Raw genomic sequence first — 19,741 nt, forward strand, 5'->3', positions numbered from 1 at the left:
GGCCATTTTGATCAGAACTGACCTAAGTCCACCGGCTGCAACAGCAGTTCCATTTTTCGCGACGCACAAACAGGCGTCATTCTCCCGGCGCGATCGCATTGCTGGGAGTGGGTCGATCGGTGATCTGCTGGCCGAACAGGCTGCCGATCAGTTCGACCGCGGTGCGCGCGGTGCGGCCACGCTCATCCAGGAACGGATTGAGCTCGACGATGTCGACCGATCCCACCACGCCCGAATCGTGCAGCAACTCCATGATCAGATGCGCCTCGCGGTAGGTCGCCCCTCCCGGCACGGTGGTGCCGACGCCGGGCGCGACGCAAGGATCGAGAAAATCAACATCGAAACTGACGTGCAACACGCCGTTGTTCGCTTTGACGCGCTCGATCACGCGACGGATCAGAACCGCGACACCGAACTCGTCGATCTGGCGCATGTCGACGACCCTGATCCGGCGTGCACGCATCAGCTCCTTCTCGAGCTTGTCGATCGAACGCGCGCCGAACAAGTCCAGTCTGTCCGGATCGATCGAGACCCGCCGATCATCGCCCAGCAGCCCGTCAAGGCCGGCCTCGCCGCACAGGAATGCCGCCGACATGCCGTGCATATTGGCCGTGATCGTCGTTTCCGGCGTGTTGTAGTCGGCATGGGCATCGAGCCACAGTACGAACAGTTCGCGACCACGCTCGTGCCAGTGTCGCGCCATCGCATTGACCGATCCCATGGAGAGCGTGTGGTCACCGCCGAGAAAGATCGGCAGAGCGCCGGTTTGGGCGATCTCATAGCCGCGACGGCTGAGCACCCGCGTCCAGCGTTGGATTTCGCGGTAATGGTTGGCCTTCTCCGGCGGCTTGTCGCGGAGATCGCCGACTTCGGCAACCGACAGGTCGCCATAATCGACCACTTCGAAATCCAGACTTTCGAGCAGCGTTGCAAGCCCGGCGGTCCGCAGCGCCGCGGCCCCCATCAAGGTACCGCGCTGTGAAGCACCCATGTCGATGGGGGCGCCCAGCAGCGCGATGCGCCGGGCTCGATCCGCGATGGTTTGATCGGTCACGGCAGTCTCCTGAGGTCAGCAACGGCTTGCACCAGCGTAACAGAGATTCGCACCCGTCGTTTCACGGGGGAGCTGGAACGAAATCCCGCGCGCCGCATTTCCACTGCACGGTCGGCACCCGCCGTTCAAGACGGCGCCTGTCGCGGATAGCCAAAGGCCCACGGGCCCGCTGTTCAGAACAAGCGCACGCGCGGATAGCCAAAGGTGCCGACCTCCTTTGTTTCGTCAATTTGGAGATGGCGCTTGAGCACGGACATCCCGCAGTCCACATCCCAGCCTGGCATGGCCGAGCGCGCCATCGACGCAGCGGCCGACGTGTCCCGCACCATCGGCGAGGTGACGGGAGGTCTGCATGCCGCAGTCGATCGGCTCACTAATGCGATCGATGAAGCGCGAAAGCCCGGACGGCCACTCGCGACGGTGGCGGCCATCACCCGCGAAGCGCCCCTGGCCAGCCTGTTCGTGGCTTTCCTCTTTGGCGTTGCGATCGCGCGTCGGCGCTAGGGCGCAAGGATCAGCACCAAATCCTGCTCTTGCCGTGCTCTTGTTCAAGGTGAACTGGCTGCGGACAGGACGTTGGCAATTGGCGCGTCGTGACGCATCGCCCGCCACCATCCCGATACCATGCACCTGATCGACAAAGGCCGCGCCATCCTGGGCGCGGCTCCGTGTTGTAATCGGAAGAACCGCTCACCAATGGTGATGATGCCAACGGTGCACGACGGGATATGACCCGCGGTAATAAGCGTAAGCGGGACGCACGACGCGGCGATAGCGATAGCCATAAGTAACAGGGCGCGTGTAGTAGGTGGTCGTGGCGTATCCGCTGCCCCACCGGTACGGCGCATCGTATCCGTAATCGTAGTCGTAAGCGTAGGGGCCGCCATAGTAGCCGGCGCCGTAATAGCCTGGACCGTATCCGTAGTAGCCGTAGCCGGGTCCCCAGCCATACGCCGACGAGGCAATCCCGCCGATCACCGCGCCCGCAACCAGGCCGCCGGCGATACCCGGGCCCCAGTGCCGCCACTGAGCTTGGGCGGGAGACGTCGCCGCTATTGAACTCAGACCAAGTGCGCCGACCATCAAGGTCGACATTGCGATCTTATTCATCGAGATTTCCTTTCACATCCACATTGCTCACGCCCCGGCGATAACGGGAAAAATAGGCAATGGTTGCTGTTGCCCAGCCCGTTTGCTCTCTTCGTCCAAAGAACGGGAAAAACCGGAAACTTTCCGAAGCGCCTTGAGTTGGCAGCGAACGAGCCGCCTCCGGAGAGTGAAGCATGGTCGATGAAACCGTCTTGAAGAACGCTGCGGAAACGGCATGGACGGTGTATCGGGCCCAGCATCCCGATGTCGACGCTCACGACAACAGGCGCTGTCTGCTTGAGCGCCACCTGCACAGAAGAGGGGAAGAACGCGAGAGCGACACCGAAGAACTCGCCAGCTTCGGGTTAGCCTATCTGCACCAGCTTCCCGAAGACGAATGTTGACGGGCATGAAAATGCTCGTCGCGCGCGTAGCCCGCGGAAGCACAAGGCCGAGTTGGACGTTGCTCGCGATTTCCTTCGTGATCTCCGCGATCATCGTGATTGGCTTGCGGATCGTATTTGGGGCCTAAATCGATGCGGATCGCCCAGCTTGCACCGTTGGCCGAGAGCGTTCCTCCCAGGCTTTACGGCGGCACGGAACGGGTGATCGCCTGGCTGGTGGACGAACTGGTCGCGCGTGGCCACGACGTCACCCTGTTCGCAAGTGGCGATTCGCATACGGCGGGAAAGCTGCACGCGGTGTGGCCGCGGGCTCTGCGCCTGGGACGCAAGGGCGTCGATCCGAGCGCGGCCTGCGCGCTGCTGATCGAGGCCATCGCGGAGCGTGCGCGCGACTTCGACGTGATCCACTCCCATGTGGACTGGCTGCCCCTGCCCGTGCTGAGCCGAACCGGGGTGCCATTTCTGACGACAATGCACGGCCGGCTCGACCTTCCGGGCCTCTCCGATGTGGTCGCGCGTTTTCCGACAGCCCCATTCGTCTCCATCTCCGACAATCAGCGCCGTGCGCTGCCGAACGCGAACTGGCTCGCGACGATTCCGCACGGCCTGCCCGGGGATCTGTTTCGGCCCCGCTACGAGAAGGGCTCGTACCTCGCCTTTCTCGGACGGCTCACCGCGGAGAAGGGGCCGGAAGATGCCATACGGATCGCGCGCGCCGCCCGAATGCCGCTGCGCATTGCCGCAAAGATACCTCGCGCCGAGACAACCTACTTCACGAAGAAACTCGAGCCCGAGATCGATGGCGAGAACATCGAGCTTGTCGGGGAGGTGGACGAAATCCGCAAGCAGCCGTTCCTCGCCGGTGCTGCCGCCTTGCTGTTTCCAATCGACTGGCCGGAGCCCTTCGGCCTGGTCATGATCGAAGCGATGGCGTGCGGCACACCCGTGATCGCCTATCGTTCGGGATCGGTGCCGGAAGTCGTGGAAGACGGGGTCACGGGCTTTATCGTGGACAGCGAGGAACAGGCGATTGCAGCGGTTACGAAGTTGGTCGACTTGATCGAAGAGGAGTCCGCGCCCGTTTCGAGCAGCGGTTCGCCGCGAGCCGGATGGCGAGTGAGTACGAACGCCAATATCGCGAGCTGGCCGCTGGCGCGTGAATCTCGTTAGGGCGGACTTTGCCCTGAGTTCCACCCAATCTTGGCTGCGCGCCATATCGCGCCAGCAGCAAGGCGTGCTGTTGCCGAAACTTCCCGGTCCGGAACCGCGCGGCGCACCAAGGGTTGATCAACATACACATTAGGAGGTTCCAGATGAACAAGCGTCTATTCCTGGCTACGACCGCTGCCCTCGCAATCGCAACGTCGGCGTTCGCGCAATCGTCTCCGAGCACATCCAGCTCCACCCCATCGGCGACGCAGCATCCACAGGACTCCACATCGACGACGCCCCCATCGTCTTCGACGTCGGCCCCATCATCCAACTCGGCTTCAGGATCTGCCCAGACCAGTCCTTCGACCAATTCGGCCCAGACACAGTCTCCGTCCTCGACCGGTCAGACTGCCGCAGGTCAGTCATCAAGCCCAAACACTACCACCAACACCACGCAGGCGCCGGGGTCGGGCACGTCGACCAACCAGGCACAGACCAATCCGCCCGCCAACCAGACCGCCACGCCTTCGAACCAGGCGCAGACCAGCTCCCCCACACCATCGAGCACCCAGACGCAGAGCGCCAACCCACCGGCGTCGGGCAGCAACCAGGCGCAGTCACCGACGGCGAGCGGCTCGACCAATACGGCCCAGCAGCCGAACAATCAGCAGACCACGGCCGATCGTTCGTCGAACACCAACGTGAACGCGTCAGTGAACATCAACGATCAGCAGCGGACCCGCATCAGTTCGTCGATTTCGCACTTGAACGTGCAGCCGCTGACCAACGTGAACTTCTCGCTGTCGGTCGGCACAATCGTGCCGCGCGATGTCCGCCTGCAGCCCTTGCCGGCCGATGTTGTCGAGATCGTGCCGCAATATCGGGGCTACAATTTCGTCCTGGTCAAGGACGAGATCGTGATCGTTGAGCCGTCCAGCGAGAAGATCGTGGCCGTCCTGCCGTACTCCGGCCGCTCCACTGCGTCGGCGCCGGCACCTACCGAGAGGCGCAAGACGACGTTCAGCGATCGCGACCGCGAGGTGATCCGCAAGCACGCGAAGGCCCGCCCGGTCGAGCATGAGCGGCGGACGACGGGCAGCACAGTCCGTACCGAGATCCGGACCGGCGAGCGCGTGCCTGATGGTGTGGAGATCGAGGCGTTTCCGGAGGAAGTGTATCGGGATGCTCCGACCCTTCGCGAGTACCGGTACATCAACCGGGACAGCCACACCTACATCGTCGAGCCGCAAGACCGCCGGGTCATCGAAGAGATCGATTGATCCTTTCGAAAGCAGATGCCTAACCGAGCAAGAAGGGCCGCAACATTGCGGCCCTTCACATGTGACGGGGCCTGTGATGACCGGGGTGCGACCGTGAAGCTGCTTGCCGAGCAGGTCACGCAGCGCTGACGGCTTGGTGCTCAGCCGGCCAAAATTGTTTCTCGAAGGCTTCGGCAGGCATTGGACGGCCGAAGAAATAGCCCTGCCCTTCCTCGCATCCCATGCTGACCAGGAAGTCGGCCGTAGCGCGGTTCTCGATGCCTTCGGCAACGACGGTCAGACCAAGCTGTTTGCTGAGGCCGATGGTCGAGCCGACGATCGCGGCATCGTCGGAATTGGCGAGCAGACCTAACACGAACGAGCGGTCGATCTTGAGCCCGTCGAGCGGAAACTTCTTGAGATAGCTCAGGCTTGCATAGCCCGTTCCGAAGTCGTCGAACAGGATGCGGACCCCGAGCTGCTGGATCCGCTTGAAGATGTCGAGCACCCGAGCCTCATCGTGCAACAGGATATCTTCGGTGACCTCGATCTCGAGCAGCGAGGGAGTGAGCCCCGTGGTCTTCAACAGCTCCGCGACCGAATGCGCGAGATCACCCGATTGGAGCTGCGACGGCGAGAGGTTGATCGCAACGCGCACGGCGTTGCCCGACAATTCCCAGGCGCGCGCCTGGCGGGCGGCGGTGTCCATCACCCAGCTCGCGATCCGCTCGGACAATGCCGAGGTGTTGACGACCGGCATGAACTCTCCGGGCGAGACGTAGCCACGCACTGGATGCCGCCAGCGGATCAGCGCTTCGGCTCCAATCAGACTGCCATCGATCAAGCGAACCTGCGGCTGGTAGAACAGCTCGAACTCACCGCGATCGGCGGCAAGCGCCAGCTCGCTTTCCAGCGTCAGACGACTTTCCAGCTCCTGCCTGATCGCACTCTCGAAAATCACGTGGCTGCCGCGTCGCGTCAGCTTTGCCTTGGTCAACGCAAGATGGCCATTGCTCAGGAGATCGTCCGCGTTCTGTCCACCGTCCGGGTAGACGGCAACACCCATGCTGATCCTCACGCGATGCTGGCGCGTCCCCGTTGCGAGCGGCGCCTCGAAGGCACGCGCGATCCGCTCGGCAAACGCGCCAATCGGCTCGCTTGCGCAATCCAGCGCAATCGCAAACTCATCACCGCTGAGCCTTGCAATTATCGCCTTGCTGTCGGATTCGGCCCGCAGCCGCTCAGCCACGGCCCGCAGCACGAGGTCGCCCGCCGAGTGTCCAAGCATGTCGTTGATTTGTTGAAAGCCGTCGAGCCCCAACACGAGCAACACGACCTTGGAAGATTGCCGCTCCGCCGCAGCGATCAGATCGAGAAGGCCCGCATGCAGCGTGTTGCGGTTGGCAAGCCCGGTCAGCGCATCATACTCGGCGAGATATCTGACGCGCTCGACCTCGCGCTTACGAACGGAAATGTCGCGCAGGATCGCGCCAAATTGGAAGCCGTCCGTTCCTTGCCAGCCAGAGAAGCTTGCTTCGACCGGGAACATTTCCCCAGTCTTGCGCCGGCCCTCGAACTCGACAACGACGGCACCACCGGGGACTAGCAAGGCCTGGCGCGCAGCGTCTCGGATGGCGAAGGTCTTTGTGCCTGCTTCCGTAGGACTCGCACAAAGTGTCTCGAACGGGCGCCCGATGATCTCAGTCGGCATATAGCCAAAAATCGCGCTCGCGCCGGGATTCCAAACCGTGATCCGGTGATCCTCGTCGGTGCAGACCAGACCATCGCCGAGCGACATCGCGATGCGATGAAAGCGGCTTTCGGCAATGCGTCCGAGCAGGCTGCGGAAATCGATCTCATCCAGCGCGATGGCCGTCAGATAGGCGACGATCGCGATGTGGAACAGCGACGTGTCAATCACGAACGGCCAATGCTGCTGCACGAGAACCGCCGTCAGCTCGATGGCTGCTCCAGCTGCAATCAGGATCGCGACGCGGACCCCCGGAGCGACACGGCGCCATGAATACATCATCAAGAGGCAGATGAGGCCGAGGCCGGCGATCATGCCGACATCCGACGTCCAGCGCAGCATGCGGTTCTGCAGCACCGATTCGGCCGCCAGGGCCTGCAGGACCGGCCCCGCGACGATACGGCCATTTGGGACACTGAAACGGTCGCCAAGTTCGAGTGCGGTGGCACCGACGATGACCTTCTTGCCTCTTATCTTCTCGAGCGCCGCGGCGTCCCCCCGCAGCACGTCGACATACGAAACGCTGGGAATGGATGTCGATTGAATACTGAAGTCGATCAGGAAAGGCGGTCGTCGATTGACGTCCTGCCCGGCAAGCACGATGGCCATCGAGGGCATTTGGACATCACCGAGCTTCTCGCCGACCGGGTAGCGGCGAACGAGCCCATCCGGTTCGATCGCGACATTGACGACGGCCGGCCACGATTGGTTGCTGAAGGGCTTGAGGGGACGGTTGATATGCGTCGCGCCGCCGTTTGGCGTCGGCTGCTTGAAGGACGGCAGGATCGTCGAGCCTCCGGCTTCTCGGAGCGCGGTGAGGAAGGCCTCGTCGGAGGCCGTATCCGATGGCGTGCTAAAGTCGATGTCGAAAGCTACGTCCTGAGCGCCAGCGGCCTCAAGCCTGTGCAGGAGGTCGGCATGCAGGCGACGCGGCCAGGGCCAGACGCCGACCTGATCGATCGAGGGCGCGTCGATCGCCACCACGACGACGTCGCCGCTGGCGATACGCGATTGCCATGCAAAGCGTAGATCCGTGAGCGCGTTGCGAAGCGAGCTGTGCCATCCCGTAGACAGCACGACCGCCAGCGCGATCACGACCAGGATATGCGGCCGATAGCGTTTCACCTTGCTCCCCTGCACCGGCGACGCTCGCCGCCAAGTGCCCCCTCACGATGACAGCCCGAAATTAGTGATGCCTATTCCAACCGAAATGGTTGCCGTTGTTACCGCCATTGCCAGCGTTTCCGCTATTGCCATTGCCGCTGCCATTGCCGGTGGCACCGCTGTTTCCGTTGCCGTTACCATTGCCGTTATTGGCGATGTTACCGCTGTTGCCGCCATTTCCTCTGTTGCCGTTGTTTCCGCTCGGCGCATCCCTGGAGGAGCCGGCGGCGGCGACCGCCCCCGAGGGATTGGATGGCGTCGACGTGGAGCTCGCTGCGGCGTTACTGCTACTCTCTGTCATCGCCGTGACGGCCGAGCTGTTGCTCGCGGTCGTCGCCCCCGACTTGCCGTCGCCCCACACCGTGTCGGTGCTGGCGTTCGCATTACGCACCCGCCCCGGCGCGACGGCCTCATGGGCAAGCCCATGCGTGACCTTGTGGAAGTTCAGCTTGACCTCGCCAAGCGAGTTCGAGATGCGCACCACGCCGGCCTTGGGCGCATGAGCTCCAACGGCCTGACGCAATGGGGGCGGCGTGCCGGCTGTCTTGGTGCCCTTGTCGATCAGACCAAGCGCATGAATGGTATGATCGTCCGCCGCGTTGCGCGGCGCCGATAGACCCGACTTCGGCACGGGGACGCGCTCGATCGTCGAGGCGCGCGGCTTGCCTTGCTCGATAGGATTGAGCGTACCTCTGCCATTCAGACGGAGACCCGGCGCGCCGTGCTCGAAAGCGGTGGCCACCTGTCCCGGCATGACCTGAGCGACCTGGCCGGTTCTGAAATCGGAGACTTCGACTTGGCCGCGCAGCACGCCGACTTTGGTGCTTCCTGCACCCACCGTGACGCTGAAATGCGTTCCCTTGACGACGGCGGCGAGATAGGGCGTCTCGACCTCGAAATGCTTGACGTTGCGCTTTTCGACCTCGAGCAGGATCGAGCCGGCCCGCTGGATGATGGTGGTGGAAAGTCCCTCCTTCTTCTCGGCCGGCAAGCCGACGACCGAGTTGGGAGAGATCAAAATAGTCTCTTCGCCACGAACGAGCAGTACGCGCCCGTTGCGCCCGGTGCGAATGGTATCGCCCGGCTTGAGACTCTCTTCCTGGTTCAAGGACACCTTTTGGGCGCCGCTGGTGGCGAGCCAGACCTCGCCCGACGACTTGCTGACCGACCAGACGCCGTCATCCGCAGCGGATGCGCCGGCCGCCATTCCCAGGATCAGCGCTGCCACCAAGGCGCACTGCATTCCAATTCGGACAATCATGACGGACCCCAGCCTGAGTTACTGCGAGCCTGATGCGTATCCGAAATCATTCAAGATTGGCTTAGCAGCAACCGGGGAGTCCCGCGGGGGCGTTAACCGATCATTGACCATAAAAAACTATGAAAAATCATGCGGCTACCAAATCGTTACCAGCGCCTGGAGCTTTCCCCGTCGAACTACGGAGAACACCCCGCGCGCGGCGCGCCCGAACGGTATCTGGTTGCCGCACTGATGCTACTTGCGCCGATATTTGCCGGAACCTCACAAGCGGTGGCGCAACAGGCCCACCAGCCGGGCTTCGATCCTCGCCAACCCGAGAAATACTTCGAAAACCAAACCGAGCAGGAATCCTTAAGCCGCCACGCAGTGAAGCTGCCGTCGGTCGGCCAACCCAAAACCGGCGGCGATACCAGACCACAGTTTGTGCTGCGCAGCATCACCGTCGGCGGCGCCCACGCCATCCCGCACGATAGCATCGCCACCACTTACCAGCCCTATCTCGGCAAGCAGGTCTCGCAAGCCGATCTGGCCGCGATCGCCGGTGCGATCAGCGATCTCTACCGCGCGCAGGGCTTTCATCTGAGCCGCGCGATCGTGCCTGCTCAGGACATTGCCGACGGCCGGGTCCGGATCCAGGTGATTGAAGGCACCATCGTCGAGGCCAACCTGAAAGGCGACGACGCTGAGCAGTTCGGCGTGAGGCCGATGCTCGGGCCGGTGCTGGCCGAACGGCCGTCGCGCCTCGCAACAGTCGAGCGCCAGCTGTTCCTAATCAACGGCAGGCCGGGTGTTCGGATCACCGATACTGCGCTGGAGGAAATCGGCGGTACGACCGGTCGCTTCCGCCTGACAGTCTATCTCAAAACGTGGCACGTCTTTACCTCGTTCGGCCTGGACAATCTCGGCTCGTCATCGGTCGGTCCCTGGCAGAGCTATGCGACCGGCGCGTTCAACTCCTACCTCGCCCCCGGCGACACGCTAGCCGTCAACCTGTCGACGATTGCCAACGACCCGCGCGAGCTCGGCTTCGGACGGTTGTCCTATGACACGCCGGTCGGAGTCGATGGCGTGCGCCTTGGTGCATCCGTCCTCTACAGCGCGGTCCGGCCCGGCGATGCGCGTCGCCTCGCCAGCGACATCACTACGACCGAGGCGTTCGAGCTGCGCGCCAGCATCGTCCCTCTACAGTCGCAGTCTTCCTCGCTGGTCCTGACTGCGGCGACGACCTTCAGCAACGTCTCGGAGCACGATGTTTACGGCCCCTGGTACAACGATCACATCAGGACTGCGAGTCTGACTGCCGATTACCGGCTCCAGGACGGCTTCGGCGGCATCAACTACGCGACGATGACCTTTCGCCAAGGCCTCGACGTTTTCGGCGCCTCGCATTTCGAGGACGATCTGTTGTCGCGTGATGGTGCGGTCTCGAACTTCTCGGTGCTGAACTTCTGGTTCACACGCTACCAGACCCTCAACGACGCATGGTCGCTCAAGCTGGCTGCGGCGAGCCAGGCCGCGTCACGTCCGCTGTTCACTTCCCAGCAATTCTATCTCGGCGGCGCCGCCTTCGGCCGCGGCTATGGTGCGGCAGAGATCAGCGGGGACAACGGCCTTGCCGGCTCGCTCGAACTGCGATTCGACCAAAAGCTCAATTTCCGCTACTGGAGCGGCTACCAGCTCTACGCCTTCGGGGACGCCGGCGCGGTCTGGAACGACGGCTACCGGCTGAGCGAGGGCCTGGCCCTGACGTCGGCCGGTGCCGGCGTGCGGTTTTTCCTGCCCCAGGATCTCCAAGCAGATTTCGGCGTAGCCGTGCCCTTGAGCTACCGGGCGCCGGATAATGAGCGCCGCAGCCCGCGTTTCCTCTTCACCCTGTCGAGCGCCTTCAGGCTTTGCCCTGAACGCGGCAGGAACGGCTGTCTCTAGTCGCGCAGTCGTCGCCTGGAACGAGCCCATTGGGGCCGTCCCCAAGAGACTTGCCCCCAAGACTTGCCTAAATTTAATCCGGTAACGTGCTCACGATCGCTCGATCCGGCGGTTTTCAATAGCCATGTTCAGTCAAAAGTGATTGAGACGGAACCATGAAGAGGGTGTTCGCAATTCTTGCCTTCCTCTGCATCCTTGCAGTAGGCCAATACATCGTCGTCAGCAAATTTGCGATCCGGCACGAGACGCTGTCCCTGTTCGATGCTTCGCGCCATAGGCCTATCTCGGTCGAAATCGCCGTGCGGCGCGACTACGAGAACAAGGCCAACTTCGGCCTTTGGAAGCTGCCGGTCGCCATTATCAGCAACGGCAACACCGTCAAGGCGACCGAGTATTCGTTCCTTGCCAACGTCCTTGCGGCCCGCGGCTATCTGGTCGCCAGCATCCAGCAGGATCTGCCGAGCGATCCGCCCCTGATGACGCATGTCGGCCAGCAATATGTCGGCCGCCGCGAGGTCTATATGCGCTGCGAGGCCAACATCCTCTTCGTGCTGAACACGCTGAAGGGACGGCAGGAGAATGCCGACTACGACCACCTCACACTGGTTGGCCATTCCAACGGCGGCGACGTCTCTATGTATGTCGCCAAGCAGCATCCCGAGCTGGTGTCGAAGGTGATTACGCTCGACAACCTGAGAGTGCCCTTCGTCCTCAACGACCGCATGAAGATCCTGTCGTTCCGCTCCAAGGATCCGCATTTCGTGACCGACCCCGGCGTGCTGCCGACGCCGGAAGAGGCCAAGGCGCGCGGTATCGACATCATCCATACCGGGGCGCAGCACACCGAGATGAGCGATCGGGGTCCCGAATCGGTCAAAGAGAAGATCCAAGCGACGCTCGACCGCTTCCTGCGGGACAGCGCCAGCAGCGCGCTGGCGCCGGCCGATACGACCAGCCCGATGATCATGAATCCCGGCGACTACTAGCCTCGGCGCTTTGCGGCAGATCAACGCAATTGCCCGCCGGCCGCGATAGAAAGGCTGCAGCACAAGCGTCGGAGAGGTACGTGTCGCACTATACTCAAAGGCTCGATACCGAAAGCCTTGGCCTGCCCCCGGCGAGGGTGCCGGGATCGGTTAGGCATCTCTATCGCTCGGCCCGCAGATTGCTGCGGTCAATCATTGCCCGCATCGACCTCTCGCAATTTCCGGGATCGTGCTGCGGCTAAGTACACGGTCCGCGGTGAAATTTACGCAGGTGATCAGATGCGCGAACACTTGAGACAAATTTGGTTTCTGCTCGCGACAATGTCTGGCCTCAGCGTGTCGCCTGCTTTCGCCGCTGATGCCAATCACGGGGCTGATCTTGCCCGGCGCTGGTGTGCGAGCTGCCATGTGGTCGCGAGCGGCCAGACCCAGGCCAACGCCGACGTGCCTTCCTTCGCATCGGTTGCGCGCAAGCCCGATTTCAGCGCGGAGAGACTCGCCTTTTTCCTGCTCGACCCGCATCCGAAGATGCCGAACTTTCCCCTGAGCCGGACCGAAGCCGCCGACTTGGCGGCCTATATCGGATCGCTGCGGCAGTAGCCCACGCCGCGCCCTCAAAACGCAAATCCCTGTCAGGCGAACCGACAGGGATCAGCAGAAACATGATGGATGGCGGATGGCGCACATCCAGTGGCCCACTATGGACCTGCACCGCGAGAAGCGGGAACCCAACCAGGACTTACTTGTCGGGCTAAATCGTCAAGACTTGCCCTTGCCCGACTGCATGAAGTTGCCGGTCATCTGGCGCATGTGATCGCCGGCATTGGTAAACTGACTGCGCAGGAAATCGGATTGGATTCGCATTGCCTCCTGAAGATCGGTTGCATGAACCAGCTTGCGGGCATGTTCGAACGCCGCCTTCATGTTCTGCTCGGTGAACGCGAGCGCCTGTTTGGACACATCCGCAGTCGTGCCGGGAACAGAGGATATCGATTTGGTGGCGGCATCGAAAAACATTCCGAATGCCTTCTCCGCCTGGTCGATCGTCTTCTCGGCCAGGTCGCGCAGTTCTGCCGGAACTTCGAGCTTCGGTTCGATCATGGTCGCTCTCCTCCCTTTATCCTGACTGACTATCACATTTGTCGCACTGCCATCCAGCGGGCAGGCTCTCCCGGGAGCCGGCCGGTCTATCTCGGGACTAAAAGCTGGACAAAGCACAACCTCGGCGCGGCCGAGTTCAAGACACGGGAAGTTCGGGGAAGGTTTCGTCGGTGACGAGGTCTTCGACCAGCTTGATGACCTCGAAGCGCTGGCGGGGCGCCAGCTTGAGAAAGGCTCGCAGCAGGCGGAGACTCTCGACGGTGCTATTCGCGGGGGCGCCGAGTTTGAGATGCAGTTCAGCCGCGAAATTGAGGTTTTTCATCTCGCACCTATCACAGGACTAGGCCTTTCGGGGTCGTACGTCGGAAGCCCGATCAAGGACCGGACGTCGTCACCAACGCCATGGCGACGACAAACTCAAGGTCGCAACATCCCAGCATCTTGCACGCTAGGCCACGCATCTGAACGGACTTCGGCCGACCCGTAAGTTGCAACTATGGCAAGGAGCAACCGATCCGGCAAGCCCAACCGTAAGACTCAGTGATGCTTCGCCAGCATCGCGCCAAAGCAATTCCGGATAACAGGACTACCCGCCGCCGTCACCCACCTGCGTCAAGAAGCAGCATCAGTGGCCACGGCGCAGGGAGCTGTCAATTCGACCAACGTTTCAAGTCGTTTCCCGGATGATCGGAAACTGGCAACCGCGGACTAGCGCTTCCTCAGCGTATACACGTAATTGTTGAGCCCTATTTCGGCGGTTGTATCGTCCACGAAGTGAACGTCGATCTCGCACCCGGTCTCCAACGTCCTGATACGCGCCGCGGTGAAGCCGAGCGAAACGGCGAGCGCCTTCGGATCGGCCTTCGCGTCAGCATGCTGCATCTCGTCGAATGCTCCCTGGAAGATCATCTCGGGACCGTAGTCCGTCACTTTGTATTGCGGCTTCGCACAGGCAAAGGGGCGCGGACCAGAGATTTCCCTGTCTTTCAGAACGACCATCTTGCCGATCAGTCGCGCGCGCTCCGCATCGTCGGGTTTGCGGTGCGGATCAGCCCACGGCGCCACCACGGCCGTCGTCAATGTCCAACTTCCGACATAAAACGGATCAGTGGCCATGGCGGGACCGACGCGGCTGAGAGATGCGAACAAACAAATAGCGTAGGTCAATTTCATTGGATGGTCCCCAGATCTTTCGGCTTGGACTCGCTACCCCGCATCATGGTTCATCAGCACCCGATATTTCTCGTGCCGTGAACCGTCGTTCAATATCCCGCGACCAAGCGGTTGCGAAACGGCCACGCAGATCACGAGCGCCCTGGCTGATGGACTGTTCGATTCGGGCGCGCGTCAGCAAAGGACGACGGCATGCTTTCTCGCTGCGATCTCATCAAGGGCGCCGCGGTTGCGCTTCTCACACTTTCGACACAGGGCGCATGGGCGCAGGAGATCAAAATGAACCTTTTCAAGGTCGTTACCATCAAGGACGAGATCATTATCGGCTTGTCGCCCGATGAGCTCCAAGCGCTCGGCGGAAACGACGCCAGTGCGGTCGCGCACGCACTGGCCCAGAAGGGCGATCTCACCGTCTGGCAGTACAATGTGCACCGCGGACAGAACGGCGAAATGCGACAGGCGCCCACCGCGAAGATCGGCCTGCTGGCCAACGCCTCGCTCCGCGTCGAGCCCTACACCACGCCCTATCAGATCATGCCGCATCCGTAAGAGGCGGGAGGTCTGCCGGCGGTACACCCCGCCGGCGCCTCATTCAACGCCGCCGGACCGACGCATCCGTCGCAAAACCGTAAACCAGCGCCAGGCGATCGAGGCATTCGCGAAACCGCCGTGCGAAATAGTCGTTCCAGCGCTGGGTGCGGACGGCCCGGCGCTGCCCGATCTGGTCCATGGTCAAGCCCAGGACCAGCACGTCATGCACCAGGGCTGAGCCGTCGGTGCCAAGCTCGCGCTCGACCCGGTTCAGCCGCAGCACAGCCTTTCGCTGGCTCTCGGTCACAAGCTCGCGAGAGCGCGTGCCGTCGACATATTCCCGGGTCGGATCCATGGCCTGAGGCCCTCGCTCAGCCTTTTCCCAATCATTCTGATAGGCGCGGCCACCCCGATATTGCGCCTCATCGATCTGGTGGTGCGAATGCAACCGGGCGAGCGGATCGTTGCGGATCGACCGCATGGCGATGATCTTCTCGTCCAGATCGAGCGCCAAGGGATTGTCGATCTCGACCTCCGCCCGTTCCGCATTGAAAGGCAGGTCGCGCGACCGCCGGTCGTGAAGGCCGCTCAATTTGTAGGATGTATTGCATCTGGCACGGGGCACTCGGAGACTCCTTGCGAATTGACGTGAGAAGGGACGCTGGGCCGCGCAGGTCAGGCCGCAGAGACCAGTCGCCGCACGACCGTGCCCATGGCTTGGCCGGACGGGGTGCCGGGGCCGCGGGTCAGGCGCAAATGCGGCGCGCAATAGCTCGAGCCCGGCTGACGCGGATGACCGCAGAAACTGATCCCCTCTCCCTCCTTGTCGCCGCCATACGGATAGCGGCAATCGCCTCGCTCGAGCTCGAGCAGCGTGATCAAGCGCGGCCGGACCCCGACACAACGCAATTTGACTGGTTTGGCGGGCTTCTGCGCTGATAGCGGCGGCAGGGTCAGGCCCGGCAACGCGCCGCGACGTTGCGGGAGCGGAGCGAGGTCGCCCGGCAAGGAGGGCACCATTGACGGACCTGCCATCCGTTCGGGCGCGGCAAGCCCGAGCCGCTTGGCACGACCGGCCACCGCATTGCGCGTGTAAGCCGTTCCAAACCTTGCGTTAATCTGTCTTCCGATCTCCGCATATGACAGACCTTTGAGAAAATAGTCGCGAAGCGCGTCGGAATGCTCCGACGGCCAATGGCCCAGTTCCATGCTGCTGTCCTGTGATGCGCCCCCGATCGCACGATCCGAGGCGGAGCACATATTCCGTTATTCCGAACTCTAAGTCAAGGCTAGTTTCTGATATTCATAATTGCATCAATTCCGAATTTCGGATTACAAGAGGCCGGAGCCATGGGCAATCGAGGGAATCACCATGTTGGACGTTGCGATGATCGAACGGGGCCTGGAGAAGACGGGCAAGAGCAAGGGCGGACTGGCGGCCGCCATGGGCGTACGTCCGGGCGCGGTGTCTGAGATTCTCGGCGGCGAACGCCTGGTGAAGGCCTCGGAAATCATTCCGATCATGGAATATCTTGAGCTGAACCTCGCGCCGATCATGGGCCGCGTCGGCGCCGGGGCCGTGATCGAGCCGGATTACGAGCAGGTTCCGCCGGAGGGGCTCGGCGACATCACACTGCCCTTCCCGATCATGGAAGAAACCATCGCCTTCGAGATCGTCGGCGATTCAATGTTGCCCAAATACGAAAGTGGGGACGTGATCGTGGTCTACAAGGACCAACGTCATCCGCTGTCGAGCTTCTACGGCGAAGAGGCCGTGGTTCGGCTCAAGACCGGCGAACGTTATCTGAAGACCATCGAACGGGGCAAATCCCCCTCTGTCGTCAACCTCACCAGCTTCAACGCCAAGCCGATCGTCGGCGTAAAGCTCGACTGGGTTGGAGAGATCTGCCTGTCGATGCCCAAAGGCCAGCTTGAGCGGCTGCGCGCCAAGTCGGCCCGCCCGCGCAAGAAGGGCCGTTGAGGGCAAGGATTTCCGATTTTTGGAAATCAACCGATCTAATTCCATTTTTCAGAAATGCTCTGCCGCGCACCGGCCTGGGGCGCGGCAGATTGCTTCATGCAGTTTTTCGTCGTGATGATCGACTACGGGCGGCGCTGCCGCGAAACGATCGTCGACCCCGAGATCACCAGGCGCAAGGTGGTCTCTCCCGCGTCAGCTCCGGGGAACACCAAAACATCTCGTTCATTCACGAAATCGCGGGAAATTCCGTCGAGGACGTGACCGAAGCGATTTTAGCCGAGGCTGCCCTTCCCGAAATCCCGTCTAAAGACATCGATCTCCAGGCCAGCCATGTCGATCACGCCCGCGACCTGCGCAAGCACGAGCGGACATGGCGCAGGTGTGAGCGGCCCCGCGTCATGGTCCAGCAGACCATCACACTGTGAGAACGGTCGAGCCCGTGGTCTTGCGCGCGGCGAGATCGGCATGCGCCTTGGCGGCATCCTTCAGTGCATAAGTCTGGTGCACCTCGATCTTGACCGCCCCGGACTTGACGACGTCGAACAGTTCGTTCGCCATCGCGACCAGGTTCTCGCGCTTCGCCGCATAAGTGAACAGCGTCGGCCGGGTGACATATAGCGAGCCCTTCTGCGCGAGCAGACCGAGATTGAGCGGCTCGACCGCACCGGAGGATTGGCCAAACAGAGCGACTACTCCGAGGGGCGCGAGGCAGTCCAGCGACTTCAGGAACGTGTCCTTGCCGACGGAATCATAGACCACCGGGACCTTCTTGCCCCCGGTAATCTCATCGACGCGCTTCACAAAGTCCTCGCGGCTGTAGATGATGACGTGGTCGCAACCATGTGCCTTGGCAAGCTTTGCCTTCTCGTCATTGCTGACGGTGCCGATCACGGTTGCCCCAAGATGCTTGGCCCACTGGCTTAGGATCAGACCGACGCCGCCCGCGGCTGCGTGCAGCAGAATGGTGTCCCCGGCCTTCACGCGATAGGTCTGCCGGATCAGATATTGTGTGGTCAGTCCCTTCAACATCATCGCGGCCGCGGTCTTGTCGTCCACACCATCAGGTAGCTTCAAGAGCCGATCCGCGGGGATCAGCCGCGCCTCGGAATAGGCGCCGAGCGGCGAAGCTCCATAGGCGACGCGATCGCCCGGCTTCACATCCGTCACGCCCGGCCCGACCTCCTCAACAACCCCAGCTGCCTCGCTGCCAAGCCCGCTTGGCAACTGCGCTGGATAGAGACCCGACCGGTTGTAGATGTCGACGAAGTTGAGACCGACGGCGGTATGGCGGACGCGCGCCTCGCCCGGCCCCGGCTTGCCGACGCTGACTTCCTCCCAAACGAGAACTTCCGGACCGCCGGTCCTGTGAAAACGAATAGCGTGGGTCATGGGCGTACTCCCTTATCGTTGCAGTGGAAGTCCGAGAAAAGCGGACCGGCCAGAGAAGATAGGCACTTGGTCCGCCCGCTACAGTCCATATACGTAACTAGAATGTCACAGCCGAGCGCAAATCTCGGCTGTTCCGCCTCTGTTCGAAAGAGTTGATGACAGAATTTGCGGCGTCAAGCAGTAGCCTCTGCGCGGGATTTGGGGGTCGCCTGCGAAGGAGAGCCGAGATGCCAGCTTATGTACAGCATCATCAGGATATCGAAATCGCGCCCGTGAATTGCCCGACCTGCATGGGGTTCCTGCCGATGTATGTGCGCGAGGTCGAGCCGCATTGGAGCCTTGCCAAGATCGACTTCATCTATGAATGCGCCGATTGCGGCGCCGAGGTGAGACAGACGATCCGCAAGCCGGAATTGCTTCGGAACTGACCGCGAAGGCGCCGCCCAAATATTTGCGCTGAGCGGAAAAAACGCCATTCACGCGGGGCTGGCCTCTCCCAAACGAGGCTTGTTCTTTGCCGGGAACGCAGGCAGAACAAGCCTCAAGCAAAACCTTTGGGAGCGCCCTTTCGTGGCTGATCAGAACGCCTCGACGTCGATCGAGGCAGTGGAGAATGGCCTCGCCGCGCAGGGCTATATCGCGAGCCGGCAGATCGCAACCGCCGTCTATTTGTCGCAACAGATCGAAAAGCCGATTCTTGTCGAGGGACCTGCTGGCGTCGGCAAGACCGAACTGGCCAAGGCGATTGCGGCTTGGCGCGGCAAGAAGATGATCCGCCTCCAATGCTACGAAGGTCTCGACGAAGCCAAGGCGCTTTACGAGTGGAAATACGCCAAGCAGCTTCTCTATACGCAGATCCTCAAGGACAAGCTCGGCGAAGTCCTTGGCGGCGCGCAGACGCTGCACGCCGCCCTCCACCAGCTGCATGATTTCGGCGACGTGTTCTTCTCCAAGGAATTCGTCGAGCCGCGCCCCCTGCTCCAGGCGCTGGAGCAGCCGGGCGGCTGCGTGCTGCTGATCGACGAAATCGACAAGTCGGATGCCGAATTCGAATCGCTGCTGCTGGAAATCCTCTCCGACTTCCAGGTCACGATCCCTGAGCTCGGCACGGTCTCGGCGATCACACCACCAACGGTGATCCTCACCTCCAACAGCGAGCGCGATCTCGGCGACGCCTTGAAGCGACGCTGCCTGCATCTGCATATCGGCTTTCCCGAGCAGCGACTTGAAGAACGCATCGTCGAGAGTCGCGTGCCCGGCATCTCGCATACCCTGCGCCGGCAGATGGTCGGCTTCATCCACGAGATCCGTTCGCTGGACCTGAAGAAACTGCCGTCGGTGAGCGAGACCATCGATTGGGCCCGCGTGCTGGTGCTGCTCCAGGCTTCCGAGCTCGATACCGAGATGGTCAAGGACACCCTCAATGTGCTCCTGAAATACGAGGCCGATATCGAGGCCGCAGCGCCGCAAATTACGACCTTCATTGCCAAGGCGGCACGGTCCAACGTCTTCGGTTGACGC

The 19,741-nt window shown here is 62.0% G+C and carries 21 protein-coding genes and 2 pseudogenes; 12 read left to right on the forward strand and 11 right to left on the reverse strand.

Annotation, left to right across the window (positions count from 1 at the left end; translation table 11 throughout):
- Window positions 1-76: 76 nt before the first annotated feature.
- Window positions 77-1,054, reverse strand: coding sequence for an arginase (rocF, locus tag IF809_RS25555; RefSeq protein ID WP_462838877.1), 978 nt, complete (start codon window positions 1,052-1,054; stop codon window positions 77-79).
- 243 nt (window positions 1,055-1,297) lie between these two features.
- On the opposite strand from rocF, the gene IF809_RS25560 reads away from it, so the two are divergent.
- On the forward strand, window positions 1,298-1,558 hold the full coding sequence (locus IF809_RS25560; RefSeq protein WP_462838878.1) for a hypothetical protein: 261 nt from the start codon (window positions 1,298-1,300) through the stop codon (window positions 1,556-1,558).
- 186 nt (window positions 1,559-1,744) lie between these two features.
- Here the strand turns inward: IF809_RS25560 and IF809_RS25565 are convergent, their stop codons facing one another.
- Window positions 1,745-2,164 carry a hypothetical protein gene (locus tag IF809_RS25565; protein ID WP_453982658.1) on the reverse strand — a complete coding sequence of 140 codons (420 nt, stop codon included), beginning with the start codon at window positions 2,162-2,164 and terminating at the stop codon, window positions 1,745-1,747.
- Between the two features lie 173 nt (window positions 2,165-2,337).
- On the opposite strand from IF809_RS25565, the gene IF809_RS25570 reads away from it, so the two are divergent.
- Together IF809_RS25570 and IF809_RS25575 are read left to right on the forward strand one after the other, a co-directional pair.
- The gene (locus IF809_RS25570; protein ID WP_462838879.1) at window positions 2,338-2,547 is read left to right on the forward strand and encodes a hypothetical protein; all 210 of its coding nucleotides are present in this window, start codon (window positions 2,338-2,340) and stop codon (window positions 2,545-2,547) included.
- Window positions 2,548-2,679: 132 nt separating this feature from the next.
- A pseudogene (locus IF809_RS25575) lies at window positions 2,680-3,707 on the forward strand (glycosyltransferase family 4 protein).
- Window positions 3,708-4,117: 410 nt separating this feature from the next.
- Here IF809_RS25575 and IF809_RS25580 read toward each other — a convergent pair.
- Window positions 4,118-4,363 carry a hypothetical protein gene (locus IF809_RS25580; protein WP_462838880.1) on the reverse strand — a complete coding sequence of 82 codons (246 nt, stop codon included), beginning with the start codon at window positions 4,361-4,363 and terminating at the stop codon, window positions 4,118-4,120.
- A gap of 37 nt (window positions 4,364-4,400) precedes the next feature.
- Between IF809_RS25580 and IF809_RS25585 the strand changes: the two genes are divergently transcribed.
- A complete protein-coding gene (locus IF809_RS25585; RefSeq protein ID WP_453982656.1) occupies window positions 4,401-4,979 on the forward strand; it encodes a DUF1236 domain-containing protein in 579 nt (192 codons plus the stop codon).
- Window positions 4,980-5,094: 115 nt separating this feature from the next.
- Here IF809_RS25585 and IF809_RS25590 read toward each other — a convergent pair whose 3' ends face one another.
- Window positions 5,095-7,833 carry an EAL domain-containing protein gene (locus tag IF809_RS25590; RefSeq protein WP_462838881.1) on the reverse strand — a complete coding sequence of 913 codons (2,739 nt, stop codon included), beginning with the start codon at window positions 7,831-7,833 and terminating at the stop codon, window positions 5,095-5,097.
- A gap of 61 nt (window positions 7,834-7,894) precedes the next feature.
- Entirely contained in the window at window positions 7,895-9,133 is a 1,239-nt protein-coding gene (locus tag IF809_RS25595) for a FecR family protein (protein ID WP_462838882.1), read from the reverse strand.
- Window positions 9,134-9,262: 129 nt separating this feature from the next.
- Between IF809_RS25595 and IF809_RS25600 the strand changes: the two genes are divergently transcribed.
- The 3 genes from IF809_RS25600 (at window position 9,263) to IF809_RS25610 (ending at window position 12,645) form a co-directional block, all read left to right on the forward strand.
- Window positions 9,263-11,059: a ShlB/FhaC/HecB family hemolysin secretion/activation protein gene (locus IF809_RS25600; protein ID WP_462838883.1), complete on the forward strand. Its 1,797-nt coding sequence runs from the start codon at window positions 9,263-9,265 to the stop codon at window positions 11,057-11,059.
- A gap of 155 nt (window positions 11,060-11,214) precedes the next feature.
- Entirely contained in the window at window positions 11,215-12,045 is an 831-nt protein-coding gene (locus tag IF809_RS25605) for an alpha/beta fold hydrolase (protein WP_462838884.1), read from the forward strand.
- A 279-nt stretch (window positions 12,046-12,324) separates the two neighbouring features.
- On the forward strand, window positions 12,325-12,645 hold the full coding sequence (locus IF809_RS25610; RefSeq protein ID WP_462838885.1) for a c-type cytochrome: 321 nt from the start codon (window positions 12,325-12,327) through the stop codon (window positions 12,643-12,645).
- Window positions 12,646-12,804: 159 nt separating this feature from the next.
- Here the strand turns inward: IF809_RS25610 and IF809_RS25615 are convergent, their stop codons facing one another.
- From IF809_RS25615 to IF809_RS25625, 3 genes are all read right to left on the reverse strand, one after another.
- Complete coding sequence (locus IF809_RS25615; RefSeq protein WP_453982651.1) at window positions 12,805-13,146, reverse strand: phasin; 342 nt, start codon at window positions 13,144-13,146, stop codon at window positions 12,805-12,807.
- A 136-nt stretch (window positions 13,147-13,282) separates the two neighbouring features.
- Window positions 13,283-13,468: a hypothetical protein gene (locus IF809_RS25620; protein ID WP_462838886.1), complete on the reverse strand. Its 186-nt coding sequence runs from the start codon at window positions 13,466-13,468 to the stop codon at window positions 13,283-13,285.
- A gap of 386 nt (window positions 13,469-13,854) precedes the next feature.
- Window positions 13,855-14,319: a hypothetical protein gene (locus IF809_RS25625; protein ID WP_462838887.1), complete on the reverse strand. Its 465-nt coding sequence runs from the start codon at window positions 14,317-14,319 to the stop codon at window positions 13,855-13,857.
- 192 nt (window positions 14,320-14,511) lie between these two features.
- On the opposite strand from IF809_RS25625, the gene IF809_RS25630 reads away from it, so the two are divergent.
- Entirely contained in the window at window positions 14,512-14,868 is a 357-nt protein-coding gene (locus tag IF809_RS25630; protein ID WP_128964964.1) for a hypothetical protein, read from the forward strand.
- Between the two features lie 43 nt (window positions 14,869-14,911).
- Here IF809_RS25630 and IF809_RS25635 read toward each other — a convergent pair whose 3' ends face one another.
- On the reverse strand, window positions 14,912-15,475 hold the full coding sequence (locus IF809_RS25635; protein ID WP_462838888.1) for a hypothetical protein: 564 nt from the start codon (window positions 15,473-15,475) through the stop codon (window positions 14,912-14,914).
- Between the two features lie 50 nt (window positions 15,476-15,525).
- Window positions 15,526-16,059, reverse strand: coding sequence for a GcrA family cell cycle regulator (locus IF809_RS25640; protein ID WP_462838889.1), 534 nt, complete (start codon window positions 16,057-16,059; stop codon window positions 15,526-15,528).
- A 163-nt stretch (window positions 16,060-16,222) separates the two neighbouring features.
- Between IF809_RS25640 and IF809_RS25645 the strand changes: the two genes are divergently transcribed.
- Both IF809_RS25645 and IF809_RS25650 read left to right on the forward strand, forming a co-directional pair.
- Complete coding sequence (locus tag IF809_RS25645) at window positions 16,223-16,831, forward strand: S24 family peptidase (RefSeq protein ID WP_128964961.1); 609 nt, start codon at window positions 16,223-16,225, stop codon at window positions 16,829-16,831.
- Window positions 16,832-16,927: 96 nt separating this feature from the next.
- Window positions 16,928-17,256: pseudogene (locus IF809_RS25650) on the forward strand (hypothetical protein).
- Here IF809_RS25650 and IF809_RS25655 read toward each other — a convergent pair.
- Entirely contained in the window at window positions 17,246-18,220 is a 975-nt protein-coding gene (locus IF809_RS25655) for a quinone oxidoreductase family protein (RefSeq protein ID WP_462838890.1), read from the reverse strand. The pseudogene IF809_RS25650 and the gene IF809_RS25655 sit on opposite strands and share 11 nt — an antisense overlap.
- Before the next feature lie 227 nt (window positions 18,221-18,447).
- Between IF809_RS25655 and IF809_RS25660 the strand changes: the two genes are divergently transcribed.
- A complete protein-coding gene (locus tag IF809_RS25660) occupies window positions 18,448-18,648 on the forward strand; it encodes a hypothetical protein (protein ID WP_128964959.1) in 201 nt (66 codons plus the stop codon).
- A gap of 142 nt (window positions 18,649-18,790) precedes the next feature.
- Window positions 18,791-19,738, forward strand: a complete 948-nt coding sequence (locus tag IF809_RS25665) for an AAA family ATPase (protein ID WP_462838891.1) — start codon at window positions 18,791-18,793, stop codon at window positions 19,736-19,738.
- Window positions 19,739-19,741 lie beyond the last annotated feature (3 nt).

It is taken from the genome of Bradyrhizobium sp. UFLA06-24 (assembly GCF_054967145.1).